At 45.5% G+C, this 7,847-nt stretch carries 8 protein-coding genes; 7 read left to right on the top strand and 1 reads right to left on the bottom strand.

The genetic code is table 11. The features are described from left to right. The 7 genes from A3739_RS09490 to A3739_RS09460 form a co-directional block, all read left to right on the top strand. Window positions 1–616 (top strand): DUF3450 domain-containing protein (locus A3739_RS09490; protein ID WP_068501155.1); only part of this gene is annotated, 616 nt, incomplete at its 5' end. A 9-nt stretch (window positions 617–625) separates the two neighbouring features. Further along, window positions 626–1,990 carry a MotA/TolQ/ExbB proton channel family protein gene (locus tag A3739_RS09485; protein ID WP_068501151.1) on the top strand — a complete coding sequence of 455 codons (1,365 nt, stop codon included), beginning with the start codon at window positions 626–628 and terminating at the stop codon, window positions 1,988–1,990. A 15-nt stretch (window positions 1,991–2,005) separates the two neighbouring features. Next, entirely contained in the window at window positions 2,006–2,527 is a 522-nt protein-coding gene (locus tag A3739_RS09480; RefSeq protein WP_068501149.1) for a MotA/TolQ/ExbB proton channel family protein, read from the top strand. Between the two features lie 26 nt (window positions 2,528–2,553). After that, the gene (locus tag A3739_RS09475) at window positions 2,554–2,958 is read left to right on the top strand and encodes a biopolymer transporter ExbD (protein WP_068501147.1); all 405 of its coding nucleotides are present in this window, start codon (window positions 2,554–2,556) and stop codon (window positions 2,956–2,958) included. Between the two features lie 12 nt (window positions 2,959–2,970). Then, window positions 2,971–3,666 carry an energy transducer TonB gene (locus A3739_RS09470; RefSeq protein ID WP_068501144.1) on the top strand — a complete coding sequence of 232 codons (696 nt, stop codon included), beginning with the start codon at window positions 2,971–2,973 and terminating at the stop codon, window positions 3,664–3,666. Between the two features lie 5 nt (window positions 3,667–3,671). Then, on the top strand, window positions 3,672–4,853 hold the full coding sequence (locus A3739_RS09465; RefSeq protein ID WP_156502512.1) for a hypothetical protein: 1,182 nt from the start codon (window positions 3,672–3,674) through the stop codon (window positions 4,851–4,853). Between the two features lie 46 nt (window positions 4,854–4,899). Further along, entirely contained in the window at window positions 4,900–5,502 is a 603-nt protein-coding gene (locus A3739_RS09460) for a bifunctional 2-polyprenyl-6-hydroxyphenol methylase/3-demethylubiquinol 3-O-methyltransferase UbiG (RefSeq protein WP_068501137.1), read from the top strand. Window positions 5,503–5,567: 65 nt separating this feature from the next. Here the strand turns inward: A3739_RS09460 and A3739_RS09455 are convergent, their stop codons facing one another. Next, on the bottom strand, window positions 5,568–7,829 hold the full coding sequence (locus tag A3739_RS09455; RefSeq protein WP_068501135.1) for a TonB-dependent siderophore receptor: 2,262 nt from the start codon (window positions 7,827–7,829) through the stop codon (window positions 5,568–5,570). Window positions 7,830–7,847 lie beyond the last annotated feature (18 nt).

Here is a 7,847-nt window from a genome sequence, read left to right as displayed (position 1 = left end):
GCTCTCTGAAAAGACGCGTCAAACAGTAGATGAAGTTCTAGCAGCCGAGCGTCAACTCAATCTTGTTAAAGCCTACAATATTCAAATGCGTCGCTTGATTCAGGCGCAGGAAAAGGAAAAGGTAGAACTGCAGCAGCAGATTGATTCTATTTCCGAAACTGAACAAGCCATGCTGCCGTTGCTTGTTGTGATGGTCGATCGACTAAAAGAGCTAGTGCAGGAAGATCTTCCTTTCAAACTAGCGCAGCGTAAGGCTGAATTGGATTCACTTTTCGCATTAGTTGACCGCGCCGATATTAGTATCGCTGAAAAATATCGCCAAATTCTTGAAGCGTATGAGAACGAAGTTGCATACGGCCGCACCATCGAAACTTATACCGCAGATTTGATCGGTTCAGAGGAACAGGTGCAAGTTAGTTATCTGCGAATTGGGCGTACCTCGCTTTACTATCAGACACGTGATGGCTCTGAAGGGGCGTTGTGGCTCCCAGCTGAACAGCGTTGGGCGCAATTAGATCGAGGTGAAAACCTTAATTTAAGTAAGGCGATGCAGATTGCTTTGCAGCAACGTGTTCCAGAGTTGTTAGCTTTACCACTTGTCACAGCAGCGAAGTAGGGGGCTGACATGAAACAATTTACTTTAGGCAAAGTACTTGGTCTTCTGTTAATCGTGAATGCAGGTCTGTTTTTTGCCCAAAAAAGCCTGGCCGAAGATTCGCAAAATGTAGATTTTATTGCGCTCGCAAAGTCGATTGTGAAGAACGACGCAAAAGAAAATGCTGAGCGTGAGCGTGTATCGAAACTTGCTTTGGCTGAGCAGAAGCGTTTGCTTCGCCAAACAAATCAGGAAATTGCTGAGGAAGAAAAAGAAAAGCAACGTTTGAAAGCCTTGTTTGATAAGAACGAAGACGACATCGCAACTCTTCAAGAAAAACTCGATTTAGCGAGCGGCACACTTGGCGAAGTATTTGGTGTTGCGAAAGAAAGCGCGCTGGATTTAATTCCTAGCCTTGAAGATTCGATGACCAGTGCACAATTTCCTGATCGTATTACAGCATTGCGTTTTGCCGAGACCAGTAAGGTGCCAACCCTTCTTGAGCTACAAGCCTTATTCAGTAGTTTTGAAAGTGAAATTGTTGAATCAGGGAAGATTGAATTATTAGATCTTCCCGTTGTTGCATTGGATGGAAAAACTTCCCCTAAGCAAGTGCTTCGTATCGGTACCTTTAGTGCGATGGATGAGCGAGGTAATTACCTAGCTTGGGATCTTAGCAAGCAACAATTGAGCGAACTACCGACCCAACCTTCAGAGACGTTTTCGCAGATTCCGCAATTGGATACTGCAATCCCTACCACACTGTTAATTGATCCAACGCGCGGCGAATTGTTTGCATTGCTTGACCGCGAGCCAACGCTTCAAGAGCGTATTGCACAAGGCGGGAACATTGGCTACATCATTATTGCGCTTGGCTTGATTGGTTTATTGATAGGCCTATACCAGCTATTGAAATTGCTTAAGGCTGAGTTAGGCGTACGCAAACAATTACAGTCTCAAGACCTACGACAGGACAACCCCCTAGGTCGCGTATTGCATGCAGTTAAATCTGCCGATGTAGAGAATGATAATGACGCGCTTGAGCTAAAAGTTGATGAAGCAGTGATGGCAGAATTAGCAAACCTCGAACAAGGCCAAAGCTTTTTGAAATTACTTGCCGCCGTTGCGCCATTATTGGGGCTGCTTGGTACGGTTGTAGGTATGATCGCAACCTTCCAAAGTATTTCAGTGTTCGGAACGAGTGATCCAAAACTAATGGCTTCTGGTATTTCGCAAGCCTTGATGACGACCGTGCTTGGTTTGGTGGTCGCTGTGCCTATTTTGTTCGCACACAGCGTATTAACTTCGCGCAGTCGCCGTATTGTTCAGATTCTTCAGCAGAAGAGTTTTGGCGCTCTTGGTTCTCTGAACCAAACAGATTCAAAAGCAGCATAAAGCGAGAGGCAAGCGATGCTACTAAGCATTGATGAATGGATCTTAGAGCTAGGCTTCTTTTTTCAGTCTGGTGGATGGGTGCTATACGCCATTCTTGGCATGACCTTTTTGATGTTAATGATTCTGGCCGAGCGCTTTCTATTTGTGTTTACCGCATACCGTGGTGTAAAACGCAGTTTATGTGCTTCTATAGACGAGCAGCAGAACTGGCGTCTGGTGTTAAGCAAAATCTGCGATGCACAGATCGAGCTGAATAGTTCTATGTCCTTGCTTAAAACCATTATTGGTTTATGCCCTTTACTTGGACTACTTGGCACGGTTACCGGCATGATTCAGCTGTTTGATAGCTTGGCGGTTTATGGTACGGCAAATCCACGTTTGATGGCGTCTGGTGTAGCAAGTGCAACCTTCCCTACGATGACGGGGATGGCGGTTGCGGTAATTGGTTTGATTTTTCATGGTCGCTTACAGCGTGTCGTTACCGCTGAGACCCGTTTTTTGCAGAAGCAAAAACAAGCACTTTCAGTGAATGGCTAACATGCCGTTTAAATTAGGAATACAGAATGCATCAACGAATACTCATTGGAGAGCAGCAAGAAGAGGCAGAAGTGAATATGACACCGATGCTCGACATCGTGTTTATCATGCTGATCTTTTTTATTGTTTCTACCTCTTTCGTTCGTGAATCGGGTATCGAGATCAAGCGCCCTGTTGCGTCCACTAGTGATACGCAAACTAAAACCGCTGTTTTGATTGCCTTGTCGGATCGTGAGGAAATTTGGTTAGACCGCAAGGTGGTGGATGTGCGTATGATCCGTCCAGCGCTTGAGCGTATGAAAACCGAACAAGCTGATGTCAGTGTGGTTGTGCAAGCGGATGAGGCGTCAAGCACAGGTAGCTTAGTTGCTTTGATCGACCAAATCCGTCAGGCCGGTGTGCCGTATACCGTCGCAACGAAGTCGAAGTAGGTGGCAGCGTCCGTGTCGGTATTGTCCCTCGAAAGTCGTTATGCGCGTTATGCGTTCTTGATGCCTTTGGCATTAGTCGCCTCAACCATCATTTTTAGTATTTTGTCGGGTGTTTCGTCGCCAGATTTTAAGCAAGAGCAAGTGGCGGCTCAGTCTGTCGATTTGAGCTTTTTGTTTGTTGAGCAAGATAGTGACCTTCAACTGCGAGAACGCGCCAAACCAGACGAGCCTGAATTGATAGAGCAGCCTCCCGTTGAGCCAATGCTTAATCGGCCAATGCCTAAAAATGACTTGGCCATCGAGCCAACGCCTATAGATATCGCCGTGCCTAAAATTACGCTGAACGTAAACGTCGATATGTCGCTTAATCTCTCTGGTATTAGTATGGAGGCGCCCAATGCGAACTCCGTGTCCGTTGATATTCCGTTTCAATCGAATCTAGTCGCGACAAAAGACATCGCTCCGCAATATCCTTCGCGCGCCTTGCGTAAGAAAATAGAAGGCTCTGTGACAGCAGAGTTTGTCGTTGGGGCTGATGGTAAAGTGAGAGAAGACTCAATTACCTTCGTTGAAGCGACGCCAGAAGGCGTGTTTGAAAAGGCTGTCGCGCGGTCGCTACGTCGATCGAAGTTTCAGCGTATGGAAATCGGTGGTACCTATACGCCTTTTAAAGCACGTAAAACCTATGTGTTTCAAATTCCGAAGTAATGCGTATGTTTAGATTTATTCTTATTTGCTCTTTATTTAGTTTCGTGAGTTTTTCTTATGCAAATTCTTTGTCCCCTTATGCGTATAAAAAGTTACAAGCGGTGCAGAAACTGATTGAAGAGGATGCGTGGATTGAAGCGAAGGCACAACTTCTGATAATGGAAGAAGAGCTACGCAGCGACTTTGCTAAAGCCATTGTTCGCCAAACCTTGGGGCAAGTTGCGGTACATGAAGACGATTATCCAACGGCACTTGCCTATCTAACAAAGGCTTATGAAGCGAAGGTGCTTGACGATAATAGTCAGCAAAGCTTGTTGCATGGTATCGCACAACTGCATTGCGGCATTGAAGAATGGCGTGCGTGTCAGACAAAACTACAAAGTTGGATAGCGAGCAATACACAAAAAGCACGTGCGACAGACTATGTCATGCTGGCTCAAGCCTTTATGGCGACCGAAGATTGGGCGGCGATGGTTCCGCCTTTGCAAACCGCACTCTCAAAACGAGAGAGGGCGCCAATTGACTGGTATCGCATGCTCGTAGCGGCGCAGGTGTATCAAGAGCATTGGAAAGAAGCGGTTAAGGCGCAGCGTCGTTTAGTGAATCATTATGGTGATAAGGCAGAAGAATGGCGTCGTTTGGCAAGCTTCTATATGCAGCTGGGCGATCATAAAGGTGCCTTGGATAGTACGCGTTTGCCTCATCAGCATGGGCTTGAGCAGCATGAAAAAGATTATAAGCGGTTGGCTCAGTTGATGAATCAAGATGGTATGCCTTACAAAGCAGCTGTTGCGATTCAAGAAGCGCGGAACAAGAAAATCCTCGATAGCTCTGTTACTAACCTTCAACTAGAGGGAGCTTTGTTTTCTGAAGCAAAAGAATATGAGCAAGCCGCTTTAGTGTTTGAAGAATTACTTAAGCGCGCACCGAAAGTTAAGTATGTGAATAAGCTTGTTCAGATCTATTTTGAATCGCAAGAGTGGGCGGCGGTAGAAGTATTGTTGAAGCCGTGGTTGAAGAAGCATTCCGATAATTATCTGCAGTATATGTTGGCGATTTCCTATGTAAATCGTCACGAGTTCGATAAAGCAAAACAAGCCTTTGCCGAGATGCCGAGCGATCACGCGCAGGTAAAAAGTGTCGAAAGCTGGCTCAAGTATATCGCGAAGGTGCAAGCGGCCTCCTAAGCGTACTTTGAGCATTTGCTTGGTTAATATAAAAGTGGGAGCGCCAATGGTTATCGGCACAACGGGGTATGAAAAAGCAGTCGAGCGTTTTGCATCAGTAAGCCTAGGTTTATCTTTTGAAGAGATTAACAGTGATTTCTTCAAGCTTCTGCCACCACTTCCTGCAAGCGTATTAGATGTAGGAGCGGGTGTTGGTCAGAACGCAGCAGCGTTTGCGAATCTCGGTTATCACGCGGTTGCCGTAGAGCCCTTAAAAGAGTTCGTTGATATTGCGAAGGCGCATTTTCATGCACTTGATATTGAGTGGATAAATGATGCGCTTCCTAATTTACCCTCTCTCGAAAACCCTGCATATAAATTCGATTTTATTTTGGTGGATGGCGTTTGGCATCACCTTTGTCCAAAGCAGCGCCTTGCTGCGATCAAGCGCTTTAAAGCGCTGATGAATACAGGTGCTATTTGCGCCATATCTCTCCGTAATGGCCCAGCGGGCTTAGGTACGCATGTTTATCCAACCTGTGTGAGTACGCTTTGCGAAGAAGCGCAAATTCTAGGTTTTGAGATTGCACTGCGTATCGATAATCAAGACAGCATTTTACCCAACAAAGAAGACGTGAAATGGAGTAGGGTAGCCTTGAGGCTGCCTTAGATTTTCACTTGGTCAAGACGAAAAAAGCGCCGATTGGCGCTTTCTAATTGAGAATAGCTATTACCTTAGAATAGATATTTAGCCGTTAAGCTAGCATAGCGTTCAGGGCCTTTATAGCTTGACGCGCCAAGATCTTGGTCCGACACACCAACAATATACTCTTTATCAGTTAGGTTGGATACATTCAATTGAAGATCCACGTCAGCAAAACGGTACCCAAGCATAGCGTCATATAGGGTATATCCTGCTGTTTCATATATGTTGGTATCACTCACTGTGTTACCAATATAGCGAGCTCCAATACCTGCTCGGAAGCCATTTAGTACGCCGCCGCTAGGAATATACGAGATCCATGTATTTGCCATCTCATCTGCGACACTCGGTACTTTTAGTTTGCTAGCACCTGTCTGCTTTTGCTCAGTATCCAAATAGGTATAAGAGCTTTGGATATGGATGTCTTCAATTTGATGCTGAACAGAAAGCTCAGCGCCTTCGTACGAAGCGTCGATGACTTTGAAGTTCGCAGGATCTGTATCGGTGACGCGGTTGTCTTCATCAATTTGGAATATTGCAGCTGTCACTAAGGTGTTGCTGTCAGAAGATAAGAACTTCACACCAATTTCATGTTGGCTACCTTCGTTTGGATCAACAAGGTTGCCATTCTGGTCAGCATCATTGGGAGTAAAAGATTCAGCATAGCTATAGTAAGGGCTGATACCGTTTTCGAATTGATACATTAATGCAAAATCAGTATTAACGTCTTCTAGGGTATCGCTATAGCTCGTTGAGTCTGCAGCACCATAGATGCCAACACGATCGAAGCTTTGTTTGACGCGATCATATCGCACGTTCACTGAAGCGATCACATTGCCCGCTCTCATGATGTCTCCGAGATAGAGGCCGATCTGCTCATTGGAGCTGTCACGATATTCCCTTGTCGTTGGAATCGTCGTTGCGCCAGAATACTGGGGATCTAATAGGTTGATCTTCGAGTCTGCCAAGAAAGCACCCGGCAATACTGCGTTTGGGTTCATTGTAATGGTTTGGTAGAGCGCTTCGAGCACTGGATCTCGTGCGCGATCGTCAACGGTGTCTGCTTTGACGTAGTCCAAACCAATTTGTGCATTGTGCTCAAGTCCAAGCCAGTTACCATTGGCTTTCAACGCGAGATTATTTGCGAAGATCTCAAGTTCTTTTTCAGAGGCGTAGTGGAGTCTATATACATCGCCTGGAGCGGTTAGCGGCGGAAGAGTGGGCACTAGTGCTGGCAGGTAAGGCGGGGCAAAAGAGTAACCAATTGCTTGCGTATATTGGTACGTTGACTCGGATTTCCAATATCGTGTGTTGGTCGTCAATGTGAGCATGTCATTCAAATTGTGTTCAAACATCGCAGAGACAGAATTAGACTCGGTTTCATATTTATCGAAATCAGGTTCGCCGACAAAAGTATTAGTATCGATATCTAGCTCAGTTAATGCCGGTAAAGGCGGGGCCGGAAAAGGTGGAGCTGGCGCGTAAAATCCTGGTGTTGCATCCAAACTAGGGATGAATTGCAAGGTAGAGCCCGTATCGTGCTTTTGATGTTTCGCTAAGATTGTTAGTTGAGTGTCTTCAGAAGGTTTCCATGTAAGGGATGGCATTAATACAAGTGCGTCGTCTTGAACATACTCGACTTCCGTGTCGGCATCACGATTTAAGGCAACAAAGCGGTATAGTAAACTTCCATCCTCATTGATCGCGCCAGTAGAATCAAACATGGTTTGTACTCGACTATTTTCACCGATTTGTACGCCAAACTCACCTTGGGCATCTTCCTTTGGAAGCTTAGAGTTGGCATTAATGATTCCGCCCAGTGCGCCTTGGCCGTATAAAGTTGAAGATGGTCCTTTAACGACTTCGATGTTCTCATAGGTGAAAATTTCAACGCGAGGCGCGTTGTAAAAACCTTCAAATGCTATAAAGCCGTCCTCAAATTGTTGAGGCTTGATGCCACGAATTTGTGAAGAGTCGAGGCGGGTGTCGATGCCAAACGGGCCCGCAAAAACACCAGAAGTATAATTTAATGTATCTTGTAGGTTGAGAGAGCCTCGTTCGGTAAACTCGTCATTGCTAATAATATCTACGGAGCGCGGAAGATCTTCTAATGATACATTTAATTTACTGGTTGAACTTGGTTCAATTTTTATGTCGTGCGCTTCTTTTGCATGCGTGCCCGTAACAACTGTTTGTTCCAGTTTTGTTGCATTGTCTTTCGTTTGTTCTGCGTACAGTAGATCAGGTGAAATACTCGCTAACGCAACAGCGATACTTATCGTTTTTTTGTTCATAGTCTTTTTACTTTTAAG

This window comes from Oleiphilus sp. HI0067 (assembly GCF_001635735.1).
The sequence above is the reverse complement of the archived record's forward strand: the minus strand, read 5'-3'. Positions and strand labels throughout refer to the sequence as shown.

What these genes read in the sequence shown, in the direction of transcription:
- A3739_RS09485 (WP_068501151.1), top strand. Translation starts at nt 626, where the DNA reads ATGAAACAATTTACTTTAGGCAAAGTACTTGGTCTTCTGTTAATCGTG.
- A3739_RS09480 (WP_068501149.1), top strand. Translation starts at nt 2,006, where the DNA reads ATGCTACTAAGCATTGATGAATGGATCTTAGAGCTAGGCTTCTTTTTT.
- A3739_RS09475 (WP_068501147.1), top strand. Translation starts at nt 2,554, where the DNA reads ATGCATCAACGAATACTCATTGGAGAGCAGCAAGAAGAGGCAGAAGTG.
- A3739_RS09465 (WP_156502512.1), top strand. Translation starts at nt 3,672, where the DNA reads ATGTTTAGATTTATTCTTATTTGCTCTTTATTTAGTTTCGTGAGTTTT.
- A3739_RS09460 (WP_068501137.1), top strand. Translation starts at nt 4,900, where the DNA reads ATGGTTATCGGCACAACGGGGTATGAAAAAGCAGTCGAGCGTTTTGCA.
- A3739_RS09455 (WP_068501135.1), bottom strand. Translation starts at nt 7,829, where the DNA reads ATGAACAAAAAAACGATAAGTATCGCTGTTGCGTTAGCGAGTATTTCA.